The following is a 22,454-nucleotide window of genomic DNA, read 5'->3' on the forward strand; positions in this document are numbered from 1 at the left end:
GCTCGATCCGCCTGAGCACATCCGGGAGAGCCCGGCCGGCTACGCCTTAGGTCAGCGGTGTCCAGCTGCCGTCCGGGTTGCGGCAGGCAGCACCCCGCGCCGTCTTCGGCTGTCCCTTGACGGTAACCGTGTGGCTATACTGGCGGCAGTTCTGCGACCCGACCTGATAGGGAGCGGCTGCAACGACCGAACCGTTGACGCCGCGCCCGTCCCAGGTCACCGGCTGCCCACCGGGGGCCGCTTCAAGTGCGCGGTATTCCGCTTCCAGAGCACGCTGACGGTCGGATGTCCCGATGTCGAGATCGGTGAGACGCGCGATCACCCCACCCTGGAGTGCCGCGATGTAATTGGTCGAGGTCGCACCACGCGTTGCCGTCGAGCCGAGGCCGGCGGCCGCGCCCTTGCTGCCCGTCGTGCCGCATCCGGCAAGCGCGACGGCCGAGGCGATCACAACGATCCTGCCGCCGACGACAATAGCCCGTGTCATTTCTGCCTGGTTCCTCATGATCCGCGACACTCAATCATCCTATCCGAAGCCGCATTCTTAAGCTCGTTCCATTCGAGCACGATGACGACTAGTCCTTGATTTTCTTTTGGCATTCCCCGCGTGCCGAGGCAACGGCGAGCCCTGCGGGTGTGACATTTTCAAGCACGGGTGTGACCCCTAAATCACGATGGATTCGCAAGCGAGCGACGCCGGACCCGCGCATTTCCTCATCACCCTCTAAACGGCCGCCGGCAAAACCAGTTCCGCACGCAACCCTCCCTCGTCCCGTCGTGACAGGGTGATGGTGCCCTGATACTCCCGGACGATCTCGCTGACGATCGAAAGACCGAGCCCGGTTCCGGGCTTGCTTTCGTCGAGCCGCTTGCCGCGCTTCATCGCCACTGCGATCTGGTCGGGATTGAGCCCCGGCCCGTCGTCGTCGATGTCGAGAACGATCCACTGCCGGCCGGGCTCCTTGGCATGAACCTCGCTCGGTGCCGGCCTGACATTCAGCCACACCTCGCCACGGGCGTGGCGGGCGGCATTTTCGAGCAGGTTGCCAACGGTCTCCTCGACGTCCTGCAGCTCCATGGCAAGAACCAGTCCCGGCGGGTTGATCGACAGATGGACCTGCTTTTCCGGATTGAGCTTGCGCATGACGCGCACGAGGCGTTCGAGCGCCGGCTGCGCTTCGGTCCGCGCCAGCACGGACTCGCGCTGCGCCGCAATCCGGGCGCGGCTCAGATAGGATTGAACCTGGGTCTGCATTGCATCGACCTGAGTGCGCACCAACTCGCCATGCGATGCCTCGAGCACCCGGGCCTCGTTGAGCAGGACCGCGATCGGTGTCTTCAGCGAATGGGCAAGATTGCCGACCTGCATGCGGGCGCGCTCGACGATGCGGCGGTTGCTGTCGATCAGGGCATTGACCTCGTTGGCGAGCGGCTGGATCTCACGCGGGAAAGCGCCGTCCAACCGTTCGCTTTCGCCGGCGCGGATCTTCTCCATCGAGCGCCGGACCTCATCGAGCGGCCTCAGGCCGAAGAGAATGGTGAGCGCGTTGACCCCGAGCCCTCCCAGACCGAAGATGGAGAGCGCGATCGTCAGGTTGCGGGTGAAGCGGTTGATATCGGCCTCGAGCACGTCGCGGTTGCCCGCCACGCGAAAGCGCGCCGTATGGCCCTGGATGTCGAGAACGACCTCGGTCTCGGAGACCTCGACCTCGTTCCCGAAGGGATCCTTGGTGGTGTAGAAGCGAACATAGCCGGTATCGAACGGCACCTCGTCGACGCTGGCGATCGGTAGCTTGCCGTTGCCGAGCGAGGTCGAGATCAGGGGCGGCGTATCGAACTCGCCGATCGGATCGACGATCCAGTACCAACCGGTCTGCGGCTGCGAAAACCGGAGGTCGCCAAGCTGCGGACTGCCCGACAGCACCGTCCTCTCGTTGACGGAGATCGAGTTGACGACGTTGAAGAGCTGGGCGCGCAGCAGGTCTTTGAAACCGCGCTCGGAGCCCTGGCGATAAAGCTCGGAAATCACCACGCCGATCACGACGAGAGCCACCACCGCCCAGACGGTGGAGACCACCAGAACGCGTGCGGTGAGCGATCTAATTGCCATTGCCCGGCGCTTGCATTCGGTATCCGAGACCGCGCACCGTTTCGATCAGATCGTTGCCGATCTTCTTGCGCAGCCGGCCGATGAACACTTCGATCGTATTGGAATCGCGATCGAAATCCTGATCGTACATATGCTCGACCAATTCTGTGCGCGAAACGACCTGGCCCATGTGGTGCATGAGATAGGAGAGCAGCCGGAACTCGTGCGACGTCAGCTTCAATGCGACGCCATCGACCGTTGCCTTGGAACCCTTGGTGTCGAGGCGGACCGGGCCGCAGACGATCTCCGAGCTCGCATGGCCGGCGGCGCGCCGGATCAGGGCGCGGATGCGGGCAAGAACTTCTTCGACGTGGAAGGGCTTGGCAACATAGTCGTCGGCGCCGGCATCGATGCCAGCCACCTTGTCGCTCCAGCGATCACGCGCCGTCAGGATCAGAACCGGCATGGTCTTGCCGTCACCGCGCCATTTCTCGAGCACGGTGATGCCGTCCATTTCCGGCAGGCCGATATCGAGGATCACGGCATCATAGGGCTCGGCGTCGCCGAGATAGTGCCCTTCCTCGCCATCATAGGCCTGGTCAACGACGTAGCCGGCCTCCTTCAGCACCTCGGCGAGCTGCCGGTTCAGGTTGGCGTCGTCCTCGACAATCAGAATGCGCATCCGTCTTTACTTCCTCTCGCGGCCATCCTGCTGCATGCTTCGCCAAATCTGGCTGATTTAAGGATAAGAACACGCAGCCATTCAAAGTGCTACAGCGACCTTCGTACGCCTGATACGGCACGCGGCGCTGCAGGGATAGCCTACATCGGCACCTTGACGGTGACCTTCTTCGGCCTACCGCCATTGCCAGGAACAAGCACGGTGATCACGCACTGGCCATCGGACGTCGGCTGTGCCGACAGCAACTCGCCACCAGTGTCGGCAACGACCTGCGCTGCAGCCGCGCTGCAATCGCCGGACACACGAACGACAATATCCGACGGCACGCTGATCGCAGGCGGGCTGAAGCCGGCGAGGCCTGCAGCAAGCGCGGCTATGATCACTGGTGAAGACATGAACGCACTTTCGACTTGGGAAGCATCATGGCAGAAGCAATAACCGAACGAGGCTGAATGGCAAATGAATGTCGGCCATTTGGACCGGCAGGCACTACCGGGAAACGCATTACCTTCCCCGAATTCCGACCTTAGATTGCGGCGATTCTTCCCCGGTGGAAACCCGCATTGCTCATTCCCTTGCCAAGCCATAGCCGCTTCCTGCGACAGTTTTAGCGACGCAATCACGCGAGGAACACGGCCCGAAACCCAAGGCCGCCCGACGACGCCGGACAACGATCAGCTTTCGTTAAGCATGTTTCGCTAGCATCTCTTCGCCGGCATGCGCTAACGCGAAAGAGCCCGTTCCCGATCAAGCGCGGCATGGCTGCGCACGCATTTTCTCGATTCTTTTGAATCCTTTGGCGGCTGTCGCTCGCAGCGTGAATCAAACATCTCAGAAACTGATTCAGGTCCGTCGGCGCCGCTCCCGAACAAGGCTCAACCATCGCGTCCTTCGAACCTGCCGATGCAATCCGTCATGACGGCACCGATCACGCCGCAGCACCGTTTCTCTCTTAATAGAAAGCCGCGAAACGGCTGGCCCTTTGCCGCAATCTATGCGCGCAAATTACTTCAAAAATAGCTGCAACTTAAACCTGTTGACGTCCGGGCGCGATGCGTGCTGTGTATAAACGAAAAATTAATCGATTTAAAGATTTTTCAATCGTTTAAATGATTTAAGCCACTGATTTACAAAGCCTTTGCGATGTGAGATTGTCCGCCACACCTTACATCATGAAACCGTCACAGAACCCGGGAGGATCGCATGCAGACGCTCGCAAACAACCAGCCCGCATCTCAGCAGTCCAAAGTACCGCAATCGTTGCTCGACCGTTTCGAGAGCGAATGGCGTGAGATGCGCGCCGCGAGCGAGGCAACGCCGAAGCCGGTCGCACCGGCCGAATGAGGCCCGCCTGAGTGGCGCGCCTAAGCGTCACCGGCCCTGCACCTCCATATCCATAGATTGTCGTCGGACAGCGCCCGTTCTAGGCGTTTTTCGACGTTCCGTAGCGGACCGGCGGTGAGCCTACCACCGCCGGTCGCGGCGTTTCCGGCCCTATGCCGCGGGTGATCGACCACTGACCGCAAAGGCCATAAAGGCAGCCCGATCAGGCTCCGCCAGCGCCCTTCTCGAGCCCGCGCTTCAAGGACACCCCTTGCATTTTTTGTAGTGATTTTCAGCCTTTTTGCCATTCGGCAAAAGCATGTTAATCTTTCTTCATGCTGACGGAAGAGATCGAAAGACTCGCGCTGAGCCTGCCTGGAACGGAGGAAAATGCGCATTTCGGAACGCGAGATTTCCGCGTTGGGAAGCGTATTTTCATGAGCCTGCCGGAAGCCGGGCGCGCCGTTTTCAAGTTCACACCGGATCAGCAGCGCATGCTTCTGGAGATGGAACCCGGCGTCTGCGCCGCGGTGCCCGGCGGCTGGGGCGACCGTGGCTGGACCTCGCTCTATTTCGTCCAGGCCAACGAGGATCTCGTGCGGCAGTCGATGGAGACGGCGTGGCGCAACGTTGCGCCGAAGAGCCTCGTCAAGAAGAACGGCGGCAGCCATTAGAGGCGTCGCGGCCGAACGACCTCGCGGGCGCCGCACTGCCAAAGCGATTCTGCCGCCTCGACTAACCCCTTGTCACTCCACGTTTTCCTGCCCTACTTCCAGCGGCCAGGTGACGAGATAATCCTCATAGTCGTCCACGTCGATGCCGTCTTCCGCAACGGTGCGGCCACGGACGGAAATGCCCGCGGCGTGAACCGTTTCCGGATCGGCCGAAATCAACGGATGCCACCAGTAGAGATCGCGCCCTTCAGCCACCAGCCGGTAGCCGCAGGTCGGCGGCAGCCAGGTGATCTCGCGCACGGCCTTCGGCGTCAGCTGGATGCAGTCGGGCACCGTCGCCTGGCGGTTGGGATAGTCCTTGCAGCGACAGCTCTCGCCATCGAGAAGCGTGCAGCGGATCGAGGTCCAGGCGATCTCGCCGGTGTCCCAATCCTCGAGCTTGTTGAGACAACAGAGGCCGCAGCCGTCACAGAGGCTTTCCCACTCGGTATCGGTCATGTCTTCAAGGCTTTTCGCCTTCCAGAAAGGCATTTCGCCCATCGTCATCACACTTTCGTCAAATCGCTCGCGATACAGAAATTTCGCAGAAAATTGCCGGTTTTTTAAGGCCGGCGGCGCGATATGCAAGTAGATTGGAATTTGACGCCGTGCAAATATTACATGGCGCCGGCATGATGCCGTAGAGCCTTCAGGTGGTTGAGACCGTGCGGGAACCGAGGAAAGACGATAATCGGCCGAAGAAACGGCACATCTTTCTCAGGATCGACTCCTGGATCGATTCCTCAGTCTGGAATGCCGGTTTCAAGCTGGGGCAATGGTGGGAAGACACTACCATCTTCTTCCGCCGCTTCCGCGTGACGGGCTGGAAAAAAGCCGTCTTCGAGGTGCTCGGCGAAGGCATGAACTGGGGCACTGTCGGTTCGGTGCTGATGCTGGCGCTCGCCCTTCCGGCCTTCGAGGAAACCAAGGGCAACTGGCGTGCCCAGAGCGATTTCGCCGTCACCTTCCTCGATCGTTACGGCAACGAGATCGGCCATCGTGGCATCATCCACGAAGATTCCGTACCGATCGACGAGCTGCCCGATCATCTGATCAAGGCGGTGCTGGCGACCGAAGACCGGCGCTTCTTCGACCATTGGGGCATCGACTTCCTCGGCCTTGCCCGCGCCATGACCGAAAATGCACGCGCCGGTGGAGTCGTCCAGGGCGGTTCGACACTGACGCAGCAGCTCGCCAAGAACCTCTTTCTGTCGAACGAGCGGACGATCGAGCGCAAGATCAAGGAAGCTTTCCTCGCCGTCTGGCTCGAATGCAACCTGTCGAAGAAGGAAATCCTCCGGCTCTATCTCGACCGCGCCTATATGGGCGGCGGCACCTTCGGTGCGGCAGCCGCGGCGCAGTTCTATTTCGGCAAGTCGATCACCGACGTGAGCCTTGCCGAGTCGGCGATGCTTGCCGGCCTCTTCAAGGCGCCAGCCCGCTACGCCCCGCACGTCAACCTGCCGGCCGCACGCGGACGCGCCAACGAGGTTCTGACCAACCTCGTCCAGGGCGGCCTGATGACCGAAGGCCAGGTGATCGCCGCACGCCTCAACCCGGCGACGGTCATCGACCGCGCCCAGGTGAAGGCGCCCGACTTCTTCCTCGACTGGGCTTTCGACGAAGTCCAGCGCATCGCCCGCCCCTTCGCGCAGCACTCGCTGATCGTGCGCACCACGATCGATATGGGCCTGCAGAATGCCGCTGAAGATTCAGTGGAATCGAGCCTGCGCCAATATGGCGAGAGCTTCCGCGTGAAGCAGGGTGCGCTGGTGATGGTCGAAAACGGCGGCGCCGTGCGGGCCATGGTCGGCGGCCGCGATTATGGCGAGAGCCAGTTCAACCGTGCGACACGAGCTCTGCGTCAACCGGGCTCTTCCTTCAAGGTCTATACCTACGCGGCAGCGATGGAAAAGGGCATGACGCCGGAAACGGTTGTCGTCGACGCGCCGATCACCTGGCGCGGATGGTCGCCACAGAATTATGGCCGCAGCTATGCCGGCCGCATCACCATCCTGACGGCCATCGCCAAGTCGATCAACACCATTCCCGTGCGCCTCGCCAAGGACAAGCTCGGCACTGACCTGATCGCCCAGACGGCCAAGGACATGGGCATCGAGACGCCGATCCGCACCGACAAGACCATGCCGCTCGGCACCTCGGAAGTAACCGTGCTCGACCAGGCGACGGCGTACGCGGTCTTCCCGGCCGGTGGCATGCAGTCACGCCGGCACGGGATCAGCCAGGTCCTCAACTATGACGGCGACATTCTCTACGATTTCGGACGCGACGAGCCGCCGGCGCGGCGCATCCTCTCCGAAACCGCCAATACGTCGATGAACTCCATGCTGACGCAGATCCCGGTCATCGGTACGGCGCGCAAGGCTGCGCTCGATAACGGCATCGTCGTCGGCGGCAAAACCGGCACAACACAGGCCTATCGCGACGCCTGGTTCGTGGGCTTCACCGGCGACTATACGACCGCGGTCTGGTTCGGCAACGACGACTACACCTCGACCAACAACATGACCGGCGGCTCGTTGCCGGCGATGACCTTCAAGCGGCTGATGGACTACGCCGAACAGGGCATCGAACACCGGACGATCCCGGGGATCACCGCGCCGACGGCGCCGGCGAAGCAGCCGCCGCAGGTGGCAACCGCGAAGCCGGACGAAAACGCGTTGCCGCCGCTGGTGCGGCCGCGCTCGCTTTCGACCGATGTCACCCGGCTGCTGCGCAGCATCGGCGAGACCTTCGAAAAGGCCCCCGCACTGAAGGCGCCCGAGAAGGCCGGCGGCAAGCTTGCCTCTCTCGGCGCGGATGAAGAATCACGGTCCGCACAGGCGACACCCGATGCCGCCAGCAACTGACGTTTCGGGCATGTCCACTCTTCTTCCGCTTCGCGAGTGCGGTGTCGGGTTCGGGACCGGCGATGCGGTCGCCGTTGCGCCGGGCGCGGATTTCGGCGACATAGGGTGTCAACGCGGCGGTGCTGAGCCGCAGGACCATATCCGGTAGAGTCGCCCTTGTTTCGAATCCCCTTCCTCGTCGCGCTAACCCTTGCCATCGCCTTCGGCGGCGGCATCGCCTCGGCAGTATGGGCGTTGAAAGCGACCGTCGGCTTCGGCTCGATCGCGATCGGCCCCTGGGTCGCCTTTCCCGAGGCGCAGACGGCCAATGCCGACCCCTATGCCAAGGCACATCGGGCGCGCGCCGGCGAACTGCTCTATGGCGGCGCCGAAGGGCTGATGTTCAGTGCCCAGGTCGATAGCAAGGGCGAGAAGCTTCAGGCGGCCTGCTCCTATGATGTTGCGGGGCTGACACCGCAGGCCCGCTTCTGGACGCTTTACGCCGCAAATGCCGAAGGCCTGCCACTGAGGCCCGGTTCCGACCTCCCCTCGGCGCTCAATTCCTGGAGCGTTCTGCGCGGCGAAAACAGCAACTTTGTCATCCATGTGTCGCCGAATGCGAGGCCCGACAACTGGCTTGCCGTGCGCCACTCGGGCACGTTCCGGCTGGTGCTGACGCTGCTCGATACGCCGACGGCCGGCTCGTCCGGCCTGATCGATCTCGCCATGCCGGTTATCACCAAGACGGGTTGCGGCGATGCGTAGCGTGCTCTTTGCCACAGTTCTCGGCCTGGTCGGCGCCGCCCTGCTGCACATCATCATCGTGCTGGCGCTGCCGCAGTTCACCGGCCGCGATGCCTATACCCGCATCCTCGGGCTTTTGGAGATGGACAGTTTCTTTGCGCTGACCAGCACACCAGGGCCGACCGGCCTTGCCAATGACGATCCTTATCTGAGAACCGCGGTCTGCAGCTTCTCGATCTCGGATGGGCCGGCGCGTTTCCTCGCCAGCGGCAACGTGCCTTTCTGGTCGCTCGCCGTCTTCGACGGCAATTCGAACGAGGTCTTCAGCATGAACGACCACACGGCGGTCAACGGCAAGCTGGACCTTGTCGTCGCAACGCCAATCCAGTTGGTCGAGTTGCGAAAATCTCCGCCACAGGCGCTTGCACAATCGATCATGGTCGAGATGAAGGAACAGGATGGCTTTGCCGTGCTGAGAGCGATGGCGCCGGTCGACAGCTTCGAAGAGCAGGTCCGGAACTTCCTTGCGGAATCGACCTGCGAACCGTTCCGTCGCTAGAGCATCCGCTGTGGTCGTCGAGCAACAGGGGCAAGCTAAGAAAATCCACGCCGAGATGCGCGGCGATGATTCGATGCCGCGTCGGGCGCAGCAGTGCATGGGGGATGAGCCCGCAGAACCGGGCAAGGACAGTGTCTTGAACGCGACCGTTTGTGTCGCCTAATACGCAGGAGTGCCGCGGCTCACTGCTTCTTGATGCGGCGTCCGTCCGGCGCTGTCGGCTGCGGGTCGCGATCGAGGCGCTCGTAGCGGATACCGGTGAACAGCAGCACTTTCGCTCCACCCGAAATGGCCGGAGGCCGGTGCGGAGGTATACGAACCTTGCGGTCCTGAATTCTGATAACGTCTGCCATGCTCGTCTCCACAAAGTCTTGAGACGGATGAACTACCGTACAGATTTCACCCTGCCCTTCTCGGGCCAGCGCATTTTCCCAGATCTTTCCTGGACAGGCGCGCCTTTCTCGTTTGCTCCTTCTTCCGGTCGCCCGGATGTTGCTGTTCTGGTTCACGACGCGACCCGATGATACCGGGTCCACTTCGATTGAGCCACAGGTTGGTTAACAGATTACTAATAAACGATCTGCAACCCCAACCTGCGTTCAGTATGTCTGTCGAACGGTCCCGGCGATGTATCCAAGGTAACAACGGCAATCCGGGCGAAGACCCGCCTCACCCGCTAGCGCCGGGACATCAAACCGAACAGGAAGGACACGCCCGCAACGGCAACCAGGGTCGACAGAGGCTCTTCGCGCACACGCTCGCGCACGCGCTCAGCCAGAAGATCCGCCTCGCCCTGCACAACCGCTTTCGTGCTCGTTCCGATCGCCGTGACCGCTTCCGTCAGGCGGGCGATTTCCGCGCGCAGCTCGGCGATCTGTGCGTCAACCTCGGCGCGGGCGTCCGATTCGGCTTCACTCACGGCAACTTTTTCCACCGCTTGCAGTTTCTTTTCGACCATTACAACGCTCCCTTGTCTGCGCGGGCTCAACGCGCCGGCTGGCGTTTGGTTCCGCCAAAAACCGTTGAAAGCAGGTTCGCGAAACGCAAAACGGGCGACCAGGGCCGCCCGTTTTTTTTCCCATCAGACAAGGCGCGCCGACGCGCCGTGTGCGGATCAGTTCTCGCAGTAGGGATCGTCGATCTGGCAGCGAACCATCGGAGCCGGACGGGCGCGCTCATAGACGGTGCCGTCGTCCTGCCGCACGCGCACGCCGTCGTCGCGGCGTTCCCAATCACGCCGATCCTCGCGTTCCGTCCGCTGACGGCGCCATTCGTCGTCGCGCCACTTGTCCTCGTCGCGCTGCCGGCGCTCCCAGTCGCGCTGATTGCTGCGCCGCTCACGCTCCCAGTCACGGCGGTCGCGCTCGCGCTGCCGCTCCCAATCGCGGCGATCACGCCGGTCATCGACCCAATCCGGTCCGCGGCGCCAGCGATCGCGTTCACGATAGAAATCGCGGCCGCGGTAGTTGCGGTCCCAATAGTTGTCGAACTGGAAGACAACCGTCGGAATGCCGAGCGGGCGATAATAACGCGGTTCGACATAGACGCGGTTGCGGCGATAGTCGGCCTGGACATAACGGCCGGCAACCCAGCCACGGCCGCCGTAGAACGACACGTCGCACCACGGCAGATCCGCAAGGCAGCCATGGATTTCGACTGATTCGCCCACCGGGATCATCGACACCGCCGGGTAGCGCGTGCTCGGACCCGAGCGCATGTTGACCTTGGCGGTAGCAAAACCCTCCGCAGCCTGCGCAATCGCCGGAGCCACAAGGAGCGCGCAGACCGCCGCTGCGCGCAGAATAAATTTCTTCACAGTTCCATATCTCCCATGGAGAGGCCCCTCTTCACACGGCCCCAAACGTCGGCGGGCGTCCGGGCCCTTCACCGTCGCCGCGATAACTCATGACAGCATGTGGATTTTTTATGGCTACGGCCGCGGATGTCCCCGAGATTTGCCGTGCCGGCGCGGCGATCCGTAGGCGCTCCGCCCGCCCTCGCTGTGCCGCAAGCCTGAATAAAGCTCCAACATCCATAGTTAACAGTACGCTAACGCTTTTCTTCTAATTTTTGCGACGTGTGCCGTTCCGGATCGCCGGCAATGGCGATCATGTTTTGCGTGCAGGGAATTATCGTGACGGATCGCTTTCGTGAGTTGGAAAGGCCACAGACTGGCCGCTTGAAGGACGTCGTCCTGATGGCGACCGTCACCGGTTTCGAAAGCCTGCGTTTTCCCCGCAAGTCCGACATGAAGCAATTTGCCGAGCTGTTCGAGCCGCTCTTCCTTGGTTCCAGCAACGAAGCCCGCCGGCAGGCTGCAGCCGCCCTTTCGCAATGCCAGCAAATTCCAGAGACAGTCGCAGCGCTGATCGGCGGTATGCCGATCGCCATCGCGGCAATTTTCCTGACCCGTTCGAAGGCGATCGCGGACCGGACGCTGATAACGATCATCCGTGAGCGCGGGCCGGAACATGCCGCCGCCATTGGCCGCCGCCCGAACCTCTCTCCGCTCGTCGTCGATGCGCTCGTCGAACATCACAACCCGCCGGGACTGGCAGCGCGCAGCAGCGCCGTGAAAGCGGCAGCAGCAGAGCAAGCGAGCCAGGAAGACGAAGCCGCTTCATTGCGTACAGCGCGCGAAGAGGCGCTTCGCCGCGAGATCAAGGCGCTCGCTGGCGCCCGTCCGCAAAATATTCCACAGACGCCGTCGTCCGCGGCGATGACAGACGTACATGCCGCTCTGCTCGTGCGTTTTGCGAGGAGCGGCGAGATTATCCTGTTCTCGCGTGTCCTCGGTCAGGCGCTCGGCACCAGGGATGCGCAGGTCGAGCGCATCCTGCTCGATATTTCCGGACAGATGCTGGCAACGAGCCTGGTCGCACTCGACGTCGATGTGGCCGATGCCGGCTTCGTGCTTCAGGCCCTCTATCCACATCTTCGCGAGCCCTTTGGCGAAACCAGCCATGCCGCCGCCTTGATTGGCGCCATGGACCGCACCGCCTGTCGCGCGCAGCTCGATGCCTGGCTCGAGGCGGAAGCCGAAGACGCGGCGCCCGCGGCAAGGCACGAAGCCTATTTTGCCGAAAATACTGCAAACGACACGCGCCACGTCGGCCCGCGCAAAGTTGCAGCAACGTCCGTCAACGGCCAGCCGCAGCGACTATTTGGCCGCCGCCGCGGCTGACACATGCTGCCGTTCATGCGGGCATGTCTCGCAACTTCGGCGATGGAGCCGACCTCCCCGCCCTAGAAAAGCTGCTTCATCGCGTCGATGATCCAGCTCCACTCACGACCGGTCGGAGCCTGCGGCGCCTGCCCCTGCAACACCGCCATCAATTCCTGGTAACGCGCCGAACGGGCGTGGTGCTTGCGGTACTGTTCGAGCTGCCAATCCAGGAAAACCTGATCCGGAGCCCGCTTCATCGCCCTTGCCGACTGCGCCAGCCAATCGGCAGCGATCTCTCTGCCGACGGCTGATTGTGGAGCAAGGTTGTTTTCGATCGCCGCCCTCACCCGCGCAAAGGTGGCTTCGGCGGCTTGAGCGTAGGCGGCGGGATCGAACTCTTCGGTCCACAGATCCGACATGTAGGCGCGCATCTCGGCGGCATAGGCCTTGTCCGACAGCATCTCCATCAGTTCAGCCCAGGCGTCGACCTGTTCGGCTGTCGGGTCGTCCGGCAGGTCCGGCGCACCGGCATCCATCATTTTCGTCTTCCACGCCGCATCCATCGGCGCGCCGCCGGCGACGTCATCATAGAAACGCTCGAGCGCGGCACGAAATTCCGTCTTTGAAATCCTGGTCACGGTCCACAATCTCCTGAGATCCGTTGGGGAGGGTTCATGGATCCTCAAAGCCATTCTCAAGGCCGTGGCGATCCGGCGCTTTGACCGGATTTCCGTTTCGAGCGTTCGAAGCCGCAAAGCCAGAACGTCGGTAAACGAGGTTCGGTTGGCCAGGATCTTGCTGATGTCCGCGAGGCTCACGCCCGCTTCACGCAGGGCAAGAACGAGGTCCAGCCGCGCCAGGTCGGCCCCGGAATACATACGGTAACCGCTCTCCGTCCGTGTGGACGGTGGCAGCAACCCCTTGTCCGAGTAAAACCGAAGCCGCCGGACCGGTACGCCGCTCAGCTTCGAAACTTCGCCTATCGAAAAGATTTGATCGCCCATAAACGCGTCCTACGGCCTCCACCAAGTGGAGAGTCAAGCAGGTCGGCGCATTCGGCAAGACGGCGTCAGGGCCGGCCTTTTCCATCTTCGGCAACGACCTCGAACAGATCGCCGCGGTCGTCCAGTTCGATCTCCACGATCCAGCAATCCGGATCGAAGCGGATCTCGCTTGCAAGCGCCGCGTCGACCTGCTCGGCGTCGCTGTCGCTGAGCCGCACTTCGAACTTGCGGCCGAGATCAATCTCGTCGGCGAAGAAATTCTGCGGCGCCGGGGCAAAGAGCGTCTCGGTGCCCAAACGCGTCCGCTGGCGAATGAAGATCGCGCCGGCGTCCTCTGCTCCCTTGCGCAGCACCGCGGCATAGCCGCCAAGCGAAAACGCACGACGCAGCAGGGACGAGACGAAGATGTGGGACTTCAGGCGCATGGGAGGCTGATACACGCGCGGAGCGAAGGAGGCAAACCGCAGCTGAGCGACGACAGGCGCGGGGCGTGCATTAAATGCGTCAGAGCGCGCCGATTTCCTTGAGCTTCTTCAGCACCTGGGGATTGGGTTCGCCGGTCTGTGGCAGGCGGTAGTGCTTTTCGAAGTGGCGAATGGCTGCCCGCGTCTGTTCTCCGGCAACACCGTCGACCGCCACGTCCGCATAGGCGAGGTTGCTGAGACCCTTCTGGATGTTCAGCACCAGTTCGCTCGATACCGGAATTTCCGCGCGCGGAACGAAGGTGCTTTCCTTCTCGGCCGAGCGGATGGCCGCAGCGACCGGATCGATTTCCACGCCCCCGCCCTTCGTTTCGGAAAGCGGCCGTCCAGCCGGAACCGCGGCGGCCTTTTCAGCCGGTGCAGACTTCAAGGCCTGCAGCAGCTCGACGCTCGCCGCGCCGGTTCCCGTGCGACCCGCCCGCTCCTCGAACCGCAGGATCGCTGCTGCCGTGCGCGGACCGCTCCGTCCGTCCGGCGCGCCGTCATAAAGGCCGATCCGGCCCAATTCCTTCTGGATCTCGGAGACAAGCTTCGACTGCGCCGGATCCGGCACGCTCGCGACCCGTTCGGGCGACGGCTTTTCCGACGCCACGTCCGCGGAGGCAGACGCGATCACATCCTCGACGTTTTCAGCCTTTGCCTCACCCTCGCGCTCGATAACGAAGGTGGTCACCTTTCGCGGCTCGATCTCCTCGCCCTTGGCGATGGCGATTCGCTGCGCCGTTTCGGCGCTGACGAGCGGGACGCGGGTGCGCAACAGCGGCGACGGGTGCGTGCCGTGCTGATACCACATGGCATTGGCCGCAACGAAGGAGAACACGACGAGGAAGGCGGCCGAGCCACCGGACACCAACGGATGGCGCGCCATCAGACGACCGGCAAGCCCAGCACCCCGTCCGGCAAGGACCAGCCCGCGCACGGCCAGGCCGGGCGTTTGCCGCGCAGCCTTTTTCCGGTCAGGCTGTTTTCGCTTGCGCGGTGCCATATCCCCGTTCCTCGTTCAAGCTTTTCCCCTCGAACCGCCCCCCTTCGGCGGCCGGGGCGACATCACAATCCTTCAGGCGCGGCGGAAATTCCACCGTCACCGGCGTACGCGCTTCTTCCTGCTCCGCGCAGGCGATACCAGAGCCATCACGCGGCAGCGTGACGACGATGACGGTACCCTCGCCTTCGCGGCTACGGATGGAAAGCTCTCCGCCGTGCAACGCCACCAGACCCTTGACCAGCGAGAGGCCAAGGCCGGTGCCTTCGTAGCGGCGAGTATAATCGTTCTGGATCTGGACAAAAGGTTGACCAAGCAGCGCCAGCTTGTCGGCCGCAATCCCGATGCCGGTATCGCTGACGGAAAGCTTCAGCATCGCGCCGTCGGCCTCCGCATCGATCGTGACGACGCCGCCCTGATCGGTGAACTTGATGGCATTGCCGACCAGATTGATGAGGATCTGCTGGAAGGCGCGCTGGTCTGCGTTGATCTCGCCGATGCCGCGGGTGATGCGGCTTGCAAGCTTCACGCCCTTTTCCGTGGCCTGGTGCGACAACATCGCCTCGCAGGCGGAGACGGCTTCGGCCACACCGAAGGGCTCGGGCATCAGCTCGTAGCGACCGGCTTCGATCTTGCTCATGTCGAGCATGGTGTTGACGACGGAAAGCAGGTGCTCACCGGACTTATGGATCAGGCCCACATATTCGCGCTGGCGATCGTTCTCGAGCTTGCCGAAATACTCGCCGGCAAGCACGTCGGAAAAGCCGAGAATGGCGTTGAGCGGCGTGCGCAGTTCGTGGCTGACGGCGGCAAGGAAGCGCGTCTTGGCATCGTTTGCCGATACCGCCTCGGCCGTTCTGGCCGCAGCTTCGGCGCGCAGGCCCGCTTCTTGCGAGACATCACGCGACTGAGCGAGGATCGCGACCAGCCGGCCATTGTCGTCGCGCAGCGGCGCCAGCTCACAGGACATATAGACGAACTGTTCGCCTTCGATCGGCAGCGTGCGCCGCTCGATGCGGATGTCGACCGTCGCCCGGTCGCCGCCCTGGCGAAGAATGTCGATCGCGCTCAGGAAGGTGATGCGATCGGATATGTGGATCTGCTCGATGAAACCGCGGCCCGCTGGATCGCGCATCAGGGTCAGATGCTCGGCCGCGTCGCGGCCGTGGACGGAAAGCACGTTGCCGCGCAGATCATGCACAGTCACAAGGCCCGCAAAGAGGTCATAGGCGGCAGACAGATCCGGAACGACCGGCTCCAATGGCGGCGCCACCTCTTCCGGCGCGCGGCCACGAACAATCGCGCCGGCAGCCGCAAGCAGCGAGGCCGAGGCCCAAAGAGCGGTTCCCAAAGGAAGAGCCGAAGACACGGGCATGGCGAGCGACAGGGCAAGCGGCACCACCGGCAGAGCCGTCAGGGAAACCGCTGCCAGCGTGCGCAAACGCTTCGCATGGCGGAGATCGGCCGGCGAAGACGCCTCACGACGGGGAAGCCACAGGGCCGCGACCTCGTCCACACGGGACGTCCATCTGCCAGCCATGTTACGCAATACGCTCACGCTTTACCCTGCTACATTTGTTGTTCTTGCGAGGCCGACGCTCTCTGTTTTCACGACCCTTTGGATCGAGACTCAAGCCGCCTCGTGACATGTCGGAATCTCGCATCCCCGGCTTAATGAAAGAATAAACGCGGCCGCGCCGGAACCGTGCGAAACGGTCGAAAAATCCCGTTTTGAGCCAAATCGGGCGACCTTCATTTCTTGTGGTTAATGGGGCGTAAGCAACGGATTTCTGTGCATTTTCTGCACTGTGTTAACGATTGTGGCGCGGCTTTTGGCGTGCGATTGCCGCTGCCTTCGGGGTTGCCGCGCCCGGCTCTGCCACGAACCTTAACGGCGAACGCTAAAATGCGACACAAATGCCCTGCAAATCGCCGGACACCGGCATTTCATTAAAATTTGAAGCAAATGCCGCTCGATTTCGAAAAGCCGTCTTGTGATTCCCGCCGTAATGTCGATCTCAACAAGGGGCCGGGCACCAAGAGAACGCCGGCAGGCTCCAAGGATTAGAAGGTGGCGTGAACGGGTATCAGGGGATACCACGGCGCTGCGGGATGTCGAAGGTGCAAAAGCCGGCTACAAGACTGGCGGGCCGCGGCAGCCGAACGAAGGATGGGCAGAACATGTGGTTTCTCATCAAGGCGACATTCTGGTTTTCGCTGGTACTGGTGTTGCTGCCGTTCCTCGACCCTTCGAGCGCGCAGAAACTCGAACACGCCCCGAAAGTGGAACTCGGCGACACCTTCTCTGCTGCCAATGAGGCGTTCCAATACATCAGCGCCATCTGCATCCAGAAGCCGGATGTCTGCGAGAAGGGTGCCGAAACCTTCGTTGCCCTCGGCCACCGAGCCCGCGAAGGCGCCCGCATCGCCTACGAATTCCTCGACACACAGTTTGCCGAAACCGATGCCACGACGCCGGATGCCAAGGTGACGACCGGTACGGTCACGCCGGCTGCCGACGTGGCAGCTCCGGCGACCGAGGTCAGCACCCTCGACGCCGAACCCGTCTTCAAGCGCACCCCGGTTCCGGAAAAGCGCCTCGACCCCAAGGCTGCCGTTATCCAGTGACCGCGCCGCATCCTGCACATTCCTGACTTACTGCCTGACTTGCCGTCCCGTTGCGGCCGCCGCGAGGATCCCATCCCCTCGCGGCGTTTTCTTTTTTGCACCCGCAACCGCTGATTTTCTCGCCGCACAGCCACACGCAAGCCCTGCCTGCTTAGGTCCGCCGCACCGACGGCTGGAGGCAGACAATGCAGATTTATGGGCTTTTCTCGAACGCCAGCGTGACACGCCCGGCGGCGTCCGGCGCCGCCCCCGGCGCAGGCGAAAGCAAGAGCCCTGCCTCGACCGCCCTGCTTCTTGGCCGCGATGACGAAAGTGCTGCGAACCGCGCCGCTGCCGCTAAAAAGAAGCTCGACGAAGTCAAGGAGCAGCTCCGCATGCTCCGGTTCTTCGCATCGGACCCGGAAACGCTTGCAAGGCTCGCCAAGCAGCTTGCACAACAGCTCGGCACGGCCGCCCAGCAGCTGGCCGGCGCCGGCGGCGGGGGAGCTGCAAGCGGCGTTGCATCCGCCTCGGCCGCAGCCGTGCTTGCCGATGCCGGCCCCGTGCAAGCAGATGCGTCCAGCGCGCAAACCGATGCCCCCGTGGCCGGCGGTGAGGCTGAGCCCTCTTCGGAACGGACAAGCTTTGCCGAGCGTGCCTATCGCGAATTCGGCGGGGATGACGGCGGCTCCGATCCCGTGGCGAAGGTGGCAGCCGAACTCAAATCTGTTGCCGAACAAGTGAAGCAACTGCTGTGCAAGGCGGAGCAGGAATTACGCGCCAAGGGATCCGGCCGCGATGCGGGTGAGGCCCGGACCGCCGGCCAGTCGCTTTCGGCCGCCACCGGCAATATCGAGGGCGCTGGCGGCAACGTGACCGTTTCAATCAGTATCCCGACAAGCATCTCGGTCTGACCAAGAGATAGGTGCTCCGCATCCGTCGTATATTTGCCGGTTCTCAATGGCTCTGCCATCGCCTATATGAAGGCTGAAAGCCCGAGCGCGTGAAAGCGGCGGGCAAGAACAGGAATGAAAGTGTTCGCGGCAAGGACCGGCGAGCCTATAATCTCCCGACGAATGGACCGGACCATGACGACGCTCGACCAGATCATCGACGATTTCGCCTTTCTTGAAGAATGGGAGGATCGCTATCGCTATGTGATCGAGCTCGGCAAAGCGCTGCCGGAAATGCCCGAGGCCAAGCGCACGCAGGAAAACAAGGTTCAGGGTTGTGCCAGCCAAGTCTGGCTCGTCACCAATGCGGCCGGCAATCCCGAGGATCCCGTCCTTAATTTCGAGGGCGAGTCCGACGCCCATATCGTGCGCGGGCTCGTCGCCATCGTGCTTGCCATCTACTCCGGCAAACATGCCTCCGACATCGCCCGGATCGATGCGATCGACACCTTCGGCAAGATCGGCCTGATCGAGCATCTGTCGACCCAGCGCGCCAACGGTCTGCGCTCGATGATCCGCCGCATCAAGAACGAGGCGGAGCTTCGCTTGGCGGCTTGAACAGCGCGGGGCCGGACGCACGACCTTCTCCATTGCCATCGAAACACAAAGGCCGGACACTCTGGTCCGGCCTTTGTGAACATGCCCATATCCGTCATGCGCGGGGCAATTGGGCCCGCGGGACGACCAGTCTTACTTGCCGCGACGCTTGCGGCGCTGGCCGAGACCCATTTCCTTGGCGAGGCGCGAACGTGCTTCCGCATAGGCGGGCGCGACCATCGGGTAATCGGTCGGCAGGTCCCACTTCTCGCGGTATTCTTCCGGCGACAGATTGTGGTGGGTCATCAGGTGGCGCTTCAGCGACTTGAAGGTGCCGCCGCATTCGAGGCAGGTGATCTGGTCGTCCTGAACGGACTTGCGGACCGATACGGCCGGCTTCGGCTTTTCGACGGGGATGACGACCGGCGCGGGAGCCGCCGTGTTGTTCAGCGCCGAATGCACATCTGCGATCAGCGTGGAAAGCTCGGCGACCGGAACCACATGATTGCTGACGTAAGCGGCAACGATTTCCGCCGTCAGCTCAACCAGAAGTTCATGGCTCGCGCCAAGCGCTGTTTCAGTCATTTCTTTCTCCTATCGGACTTAAGCACAACCCGAAACGGCGTTTCGGGGGAGGAACGCTTGCAAGAGCCGTCAGGAAGCCTTGGCTGCCTTGGGATGGACCATCAACGCGGCAAGGAGAAACACCGGCCGCGATATCAAGAGCTGGAATTTGATTACAAAACCTGCTGCCGAGTCACCGGTGACGACCGAACTCTCAAAGCAACAATCAGCATTCACAACTCAAGCTGGAATTTCAGATCAAAGTATTTTCCACGACGACACTTTACATTTACTCGATTAACATCGATGCGCGAAAAATCCAAACATAAATTTAGCGACACTTAGCAAGTTTATCTCCAAATTGCTAAAATGGCCACACTCGATCGTAATGTTCTGAAATACAGTTTCAGAACTGTCGTCGATCAGTCGCGACGCGGCTCTTCCTTTTGCGGAAGCTGATCTATGACAGACAGCTTTGTCAGCCTGTAACCTACCTGATGTGCGGCTTTTGCCAGGAGATGAGCCGAGATCGGCGCAGTCAGAACGAAGAAAAAGAAGCCTGCGAGCGCGCGAATCAAGATGGCTGGATCGAGAGAATGCACGCCTGCGCCCAGAAGCAACAGGCCCGATCCGATCGTGCCGGCCTTGGAGGCCGCATGCATGCGCGTATAGAGATCGGGGAAACGGATGATGCCGATCGCCGCCAGCAGCGAAAAGATCGCGCCGACGACCAACAGAACGGCGACCAGCAGGGTGACGGCAATCTCGAGGACCGGGCTCATCGGCGCGCGCCCTTGCGCTTGCGCTGCGTCGATTTGCCTCTCGTCGCCGACGCGCGTTTGACCTGCACTCCGCCCCCTTCGACAGCCGCCCTCTCCGGCGAGAGGCCGCGCGCGAGGACGAAGCGGGCGAAGGCGACCGTTGCCAGGAAACCGACAAGGCCGAGCGCGATGGCAATATCGATGTAAAGGTTGAAGCCGGTGCGTATGGCGACGACGGCGATGAGGCCGATGGCGATCGCCACCAGCATATCGAGGCCGAGCACCCGATCCGGCAATGTCGGGCCGCGGATGATGCGCCAGACCGTTATCAGAAGCGCTGCGGACAGGACGACAAACGCAAAGCCGGTGGCAAGGGCGAGGATCTGCGCCGACAGGGTCATTCGAAGGCCTCCTTGATCCGGCGCTCGAAGCCATTGGCGATATCGCGCCTGAGGCCGCCCGGATCGGCGCAGTCGAGCGCATGAACATAGAGCGTGCGGCGGTCGTCGGAGACGTCGACCGACAGCGTTCCCGGCGTCAGCGTGATGAGATTGGCCAGCAGCGCGATTTCGAAGTCGCTCTTGACCGTCAGCGGATAGGCGAAGATGCCGGGCTTCAACACCATCTTCGGCTGAATGACCAGCAAGGCGACCTTGGTCGCCGAAATTGCCAGTTCCTTGAAGAACAGCGCCGTCAGCAGGAAAAGCTTGATCGGGCGCACAGGGTAGGCAACGGGCTGAAGCTCGCGCCGGATGAGAAAGAGCGACAGTGCTCCGACGGCAAAACCGAGGATCAGGTTAGCCGGCGAGAAGCTGGCGCTGATGGCGCCCCAGATCGCCGTGAACACGAGATTGATGGTCAGGAACTTGGTCACGGGGCACCTCCCGGGAAGACCGAGTTCAGGTAGGCCGACGGCTCGGAAAGGCCCGCCGCTGCACTCTGAACCGTGGCAAGCAACGGCTCCGGATAAAGACCGATCGCCAGCGCCAGCACAGTCAAGGCTGCAAGCGGCAGAAGTGCCGCCGGCGCGATCGTCGCAGACGCAGCGCCGCCCTCACCAGAGGCCGCATCACGCCAATAGGCGAGCAGGAAGAAGCGGCCGGTGACGATGGTCGTCAGGAAGCCGGTCAGAAGCAGGACGGCCGCCAGCCACCAGGCGCCGATATCGAGCGCCGCCTTGACCAGCATCACCTTGGGCCAGAAGCCGGAGAACGGCGGCAGGCCGGAGACGGCGAAGGCAAGCATGAGCGTCAGCGCCGCGAAACCGGCATGGCGGCGATAGAGGCCCGCCAGAGAGACAAGCGAGAAGCTGCCGCCGAGCCTCGCCGCGACACCGGACGCGAGATAAAGCGCGGTCATGACGAGCATCGAATGCAGCGCGTAGAAGATCGCGCCGCCGATGCCGCCCGGGCCGCCGACGGCGACACCCGCAAGGATCGAGCCGATGCCGGAGACGACGAGATAGCCGAGCATGCGGCGGAAATCCGTCTGCGCCAACGCGCCCAGAACGCCGACGAGCATCGTCAGCGCGCCGGCAATGGCGATGACGAAGCTCAGTTCTTCGCGCTCGACCGGCAGCAGCATAACGGTAACGCGGATCAAGGCGTAGATCCCGACCTTGGTAAGCAGACCGGCAAAGAGCGCCGACACGACCACGCGCGGCGTATGATAGGACGCCGGCAGCCAGAAGTTCACCGGAAAGGCAGCAGCCTTCATGCCGAAGGCAAGCACGAACAGCGCCGTCAGCGTCATCAGCGGCGCCGTACCCGCGAGCCCCTCGGCCTTGCGGGCAATGTCGGCCATGTTGAGCGTGCCGAAGCTCGCATAGAGATAGCCGGTCGTGATCAGGAACAGGGTCGTCGCGACCAGGTTGAGGAAGCCGTATTTCACCGCTCCGTCGATCTGTTCGCGTTCGGAGCCGAGCACGATCAGGCCGAAGGACGAGATCAGCAACACCTCGAACCAGACATAGAGATTGAAGATATCGCCGGTCAGAAAGGCGCCGGAGACGCCGGCCATCAGCAGCATCAGGAACGGATAGAAGCCGTAGCGCCGGCCGCTGTCGTTGATGTCGGCGAGCGAATAGATGCCGCCGGCAAGCGCCACGACGGAGGCCGTCAAAGCAAAGAGCGCGCCGATCAGGTCGACGGTGAAGGCGATGCCGAAAGGCGGCAGCCAGCGCCCCATGACCATCGTTACCGGTCCGCTTGCAAGGACATGGCGAAGAAGGAGCGCGTCGATGATGACGAGCCCGGCCAGGCCGGCAACCGCGATGTAGGGATGCCAATCAATTTTCCGGCGCAGCATTACGAGCAGCGCGCCGATTGCGAGGCACCAGGCAACTGGCAGGATGACCAGCCAGTCGGCAGACGCGACGGGCTCGAGCACGAGCGCGGCGGAGAGATCTGCGGGGGGAGAGCTTGTAGCGGCCATGGGTCG

Annotated in this window: 26 protein-coding genes and 1 pseudogene; 9 read left to right on the top strand and 18 right to left on the bottom strand. The window is 62.4% G+C overall.

Annotated elements, in window-relative coordinates; genetic code table 11:
* Positions 1 to 46: 46 nt before the first annotated feature.
* The 4 genes from IB272_RS00200 to IB272_RS00215 form a co-directional block, all read right to left on the bottom strand.
* Positions 47 to 487 carry a membrane protein gene (locus tag IB272_RS00200; protein ID WP_034789364.1) on the bottom strand — a complete coding sequence of 147 codons (441 nt, stop codon included), beginning with the start codon at positions 485 to 487 and terminating at the stop codon, positions 47 to 49.
* Between the two features lie 237 nt (positions 488 to 724).
* On the bottom strand, positions 725 to 2,110 hold the full coding sequence (locus tag IB272_RS00205; protein ID WP_034789363.1) for a HAMP domain-containing sensor histidine kinase: 1,386 nt from the start codon (positions 2,108 to 2,110) through the stop codon (positions 725 to 727).
* Entirely contained in the window at positions 2,100 to 2,771 is a 672-nt protein-coding gene (gene feuP, locus IB272_RS00210) for a two-component system response regulator FeuP (RefSeq protein WP_034789361.1), read from the bottom strand. The genes IB272_RS00205 and feuP overlap by 11 nt, the downstream gene beginning before the upstream one ends.
* Before the next feature lie 140 nt (positions 2,772 to 2,911).
* On the bottom strand, positions 2,912 to 3,166 hold the full coding sequence (locus IB272_RS00215) for a hypothetical protein (RefSeq protein WP_034789359.1): 255 nt from the start codon (positions 3,164 to 3,166) through the stop codon (positions 2,912 to 2,914).
* A gap of 808 nt (positions 3,167 to 3,974) precedes the next feature.
* Between IB272_RS00215 and IB272_RS00220 the strand changes: the two genes are divergently transcribed.
* Both IB272_RS00220 and IB272_RS00225 read left to right on the top strand, forming a co-directional pair.
* Positions 3,975 to 4,115, top strand: coding sequence for a hypothetical protein (locus IB272_RS00220; RefSeq protein WP_164475066.1), 141 nt, complete (start codon positions 3,975 to 3,977; stop codon positions 4,113 to 4,115).
* 314 nt (positions 4,116 to 4,429) lie between these two features.
* Positions 4,430 to 4,768, top strand: coding sequence for an MmcQ/YjbR family DNA-binding protein (locus IB272_RS00225; protein WP_060584324.1), 339 nt, complete (start codon positions 4,430 to 4,432; stop codon positions 4,766 to 4,768).
* Between the two features lie 72 nt (positions 4,769 to 4,840).
* On the opposite strand, the gene IB272_RS00230 is transcribed toward IB272_RS00225, so the two are convergent.
* The gene (locus tag IB272_RS00230) at positions 4,841 to 5,308 is read right to left on the bottom strand and encodes a YcgN family cysteine cluster protein (RefSeq protein WP_034789489.1); all 468 of its coding nucleotides are present in this window, start codon (positions 5,306 to 5,308) and stop codon (positions 4,841 to 4,843) included.
* 152 nt (positions 5,309 to 5,460) lie between these two features.
* Between IB272_RS00230 and IB272_RS00235 the strand changes: the two genes are divergently transcribed.
* From IB272_RS00235 to IB272_RS00245, 3 genes are all read left to right on the top strand, one after another.
* Positions 5,461 to 7,677, top strand: a complete 2,217-nt coding sequence (locus IB272_RS00235) for a transglycosylase domain-containing protein (RefSeq protein WP_112770400.1) — start codon at positions 5,461 to 5,463, stop codon at positions 7,675 to 7,677.
* A gap of 156 nt (positions 7,678 to 7,833) precedes the next feature.
* Positions 7,834 to 8,421 carry a DUF1214 domain-containing protein gene (locus tag IB272_RS00240; RefSeq protein WP_060516208.1) on the top strand — a complete coding sequence of 196 codons (588 nt, stop codon included), beginning with the start codon at positions 7,834 to 7,836 and terminating at the stop codon, positions 8,419 to 8,421.
* Positions 8,414 to 8,959 carry a hypothetical protein gene (locus tag IB272_RS00245; RefSeq protein WP_060516209.1) on the top strand — a complete coding sequence of 182 codons (546 nt, stop codon included), beginning with the start codon at positions 8,414 to 8,416 and terminating at the stop codon, positions 8,957 to 8,959. Before IB272_RS00240 ends, IB272_RS00245 begins: the two co-directional genes overlap by 8 nt.
* Positions 8,960 to 9,141: 182 nt before the next feature.
* Here IB272_RS00245 and IB272_RS00250 read toward each other — a convergent pair whose 3' ends face one another.
* From IB272_RS00250 to IB272_RS00260, 3 genes are all read right to left on the bottom strand, one after another.
* Positions 9,142 to 9,312 carry a hypothetical protein gene (locus IB272_RS00250; RefSeq protein ID WP_164475067.1) on the bottom strand — a complete coding sequence of 57 codons (171 nt, stop codon included), beginning with the start codon at positions 9,310 to 9,312 and terminating at the stop codon, positions 9,142 to 9,144.
* Between the two features lie 323 nt (positions 9,313 to 9,635).
* Positions 9,636 to 9,917, bottom strand: a complete 282-nt coding sequence (locus tag IB272_RS00255; protein ID WP_060516210.1) for a hypothetical protein — start codon at positions 9,915 to 9,917, stop codon at positions 9,636 to 9,638.
* Between the two features lie 156 nt (positions 9,918 to 10,073).
* Entirely contained in the window at positions 10,074 to 10,775 is a 702-nt protein-coding gene (locus tag IB272_RS00260; RefSeq protein WP_113135471.1) for an SH3 domain-containing protein, read from the bottom strand.
* Positions 10,776 to 11,069: 294 nt separating this feature from the next.
* On the opposite strand from IB272_RS00260, the gene IB272_RS00265 reads away from it, so the two are divergent.
* A complete protein-coding gene (locus tag IB272_RS00265) occupies positions 11,070 to 12,143 on the top strand; it encodes a DUF2336 domain-containing protein (RefSeq protein WP_060584374.1) in 1,074 nt (357 codons plus the stop codon).
* Positions 12,144 to 12,205: 62 nt separating this feature from the next.
* Here the strand turns inward: IB272_RS00265 and IB272_RS35530 are convergent, their stop codons facing one another.
* The 5 genes and pseudogenes from IB272_RS35530 to IB272_RS00285 all read right to left on the bottom strand — a co-directional run bounded on the left by IB272_RS35530 (position 12,206) and on the right by IB272_RS00285 (position 16,133).
* On the bottom strand, positions 12,206 to 12,763 hold the full coding sequence (locus IB272_RS35530) for a hypothetical protein (RefSeq protein ID WP_348646776.1): 558 nt from the start codon (positions 12,761 to 12,763) through the stop codon (positions 12,206 to 12,208).
* A gap of 159 nt (positions 12,764 to 12,922) precedes the next feature.
* Positions 12,923 to 13,129: pseudogene (locus tag IB272_RS35535) on the bottom strand (MerR family transcriptional regulator); the annotation flags it as partial.
* 65 nt (positions 13,130 to 13,194) lie between these two features.
* A complete protein-coding gene (locus IB272_RS00275; RefSeq protein WP_034789344.1) occupies positions 13,195 to 13,554 on the bottom strand; it encodes a DUF1491 family protein in 360 nt (119 codons plus the stop codon).
* Positions 13,555 to 13,633: 79 nt separating this feature from the next.
* Positions 13,634 to 14,596, bottom strand: a complete 963-nt coding sequence (locus tag IB272_RS00280; RefSeq protein WP_060584318.1) for a peptidoglycan-binding domain-containing protein — start codon at positions 14,594 to 14,596, stop codon at positions 13,634 to 13,636.
* Positions 14,568 to 16,133 carry a HAMP domain-containing sensor histidine kinase gene (locus IB272_RS00285; RefSeq protein ID WP_082566257.1) on the bottom strand — a complete coding sequence of 522 codons (1,566 nt, stop codon included), beginning with the start codon at positions 16,131 to 16,133 and terminating at the stop codon, positions 14,568 to 14,570. Before IB272_RS00285 ends, IB272_RS00280 begins: the two co-directional genes overlap by 29 nt.
* 641 nt (positions 16,134 to 16,774) lie before the next feature.
* Between IB272_RS00285 and IB272_RS00290 the strand changes: the two genes are divergently transcribed.
* The 3 genes from IB272_RS00290 to IB272_RS00300 all read left to right on the top strand — a co-directional run bounded on the left by IB272_RS00290 (position 16,775) and on the right by IB272_RS00300 (position 18,711).
* The gene (locus tag IB272_RS00290) at positions 16,775 to 17,221 is read left to right on the top strand and encodes a DUF5330 domain-containing protein (protein WP_060516215.1); all 447 of its coding nucleotides are present in this window, start codon (positions 16,775 to 16,777) and stop codon (positions 17,219 to 17,221) included.
* Between the two features lie 185 nt (positions 17,222 to 17,406).
* On the top strand, positions 17,407 to 18,114 hold the full coding sequence (locus IB272_RS00295; protein ID WP_192444173.1) for a hypothetical protein: 708 nt from the start codon (positions 17,407 to 17,409) through the stop codon (positions 18,112 to 18,114).
* 174 nt (positions 18,115 to 18,288) lie between these two features.
* Positions 18,289 to 18,711 carry a SufE family protein gene (locus IB272_RS00300; protein ID WP_034789482.1) on the top strand — a complete coding sequence of 141 codons (423 nt, stop codon included), beginning with the start codon at positions 18,289 to 18,291 and terminating at the stop codon, positions 18,709 to 18,711.
* Between the two features lie 132 nt (positions 18,712 to 18,843).
* On the opposite strand, the gene mucR is transcribed toward IB272_RS00300, so the two are convergent.
* The 5 genes from mucR to IB272_RS00325 form a co-directional block, all read right to left on the bottom strand.
* Complete coding sequence (gene mucR, locus IB272_RS00305) at positions 18,844 to 19,275, bottom strand: exopolysaccharide biosynthesis transcriptional regulator MucR (RefSeq protein ID WP_034789336.1); 432 nt, start codon at positions 19,273 to 19,275, stop codon at positions 18,844 to 18,846.
* A 401-nt stretch (positions 19,276 to 19,676) separates the two neighbouring features.
* Positions 19,677 to 20,036 (bottom strand): monovalent cation/H(+) antiporter subunit G, encoded by a 360-nt coding sequence (gene mnhG, locus IB272_RS00310; RefSeq protein ID WP_060584314.1) that lies wholly within the window; start codon positions 20,034 to 20,036, stop codon positions 19,677 to 19,679.
* Positions 20,033 to 20,416: a cation:proton antiporter gene (locus tag IB272_RS00315; RefSeq protein WP_034789332.1), complete on the bottom strand. Its 384-nt coding sequence runs from the start codon at positions 20,414 to 20,416 to the stop codon at positions 20,033 to 20,035. The genes mnhG and IB272_RS00315 overlap by 4 nt, the downstream gene beginning before the upstream one ends.
* Positions 20,413 to 20,889 (bottom strand): Na+/H+ antiporter subunit E, encoded by a 477-nt coding sequence (locus IB272_RS00320; protein ID WP_034789330.1) that lies wholly within the window; start codon positions 20,887 to 20,889, stop codon positions 20,413 to 20,415. Before IB272_RS00320 ends, IB272_RS00315 begins: the two co-directional genes overlap by 4 nt.
* Positions 20,886 to 22,448 (bottom strand): Na+/H+ antiporter subunit D, encoded by a 1,563-nt coding sequence (locus IB272_RS00325; RefSeq protein WP_192444174.1) that lies wholly within the window; start codon positions 22,446 to 22,448, stop codon positions 20,886 to 20,888. Before IB272_RS00325 ends, IB272_RS00320 begins: the two co-directional genes overlap by 4 nt.
* Positions 22,449 to 22,454: the final 6 nt, after the last annotated feature.

Source organism: Ensifer sp. ENS08 (assembly GCF_014852195.1).
Classification (GTDB): Bacteria; Pseudomonadota; Alphaproteobacteria; order Rhizobiales; family Rhizobiaceae; genus Ensifer; species Ensifer adhaerens.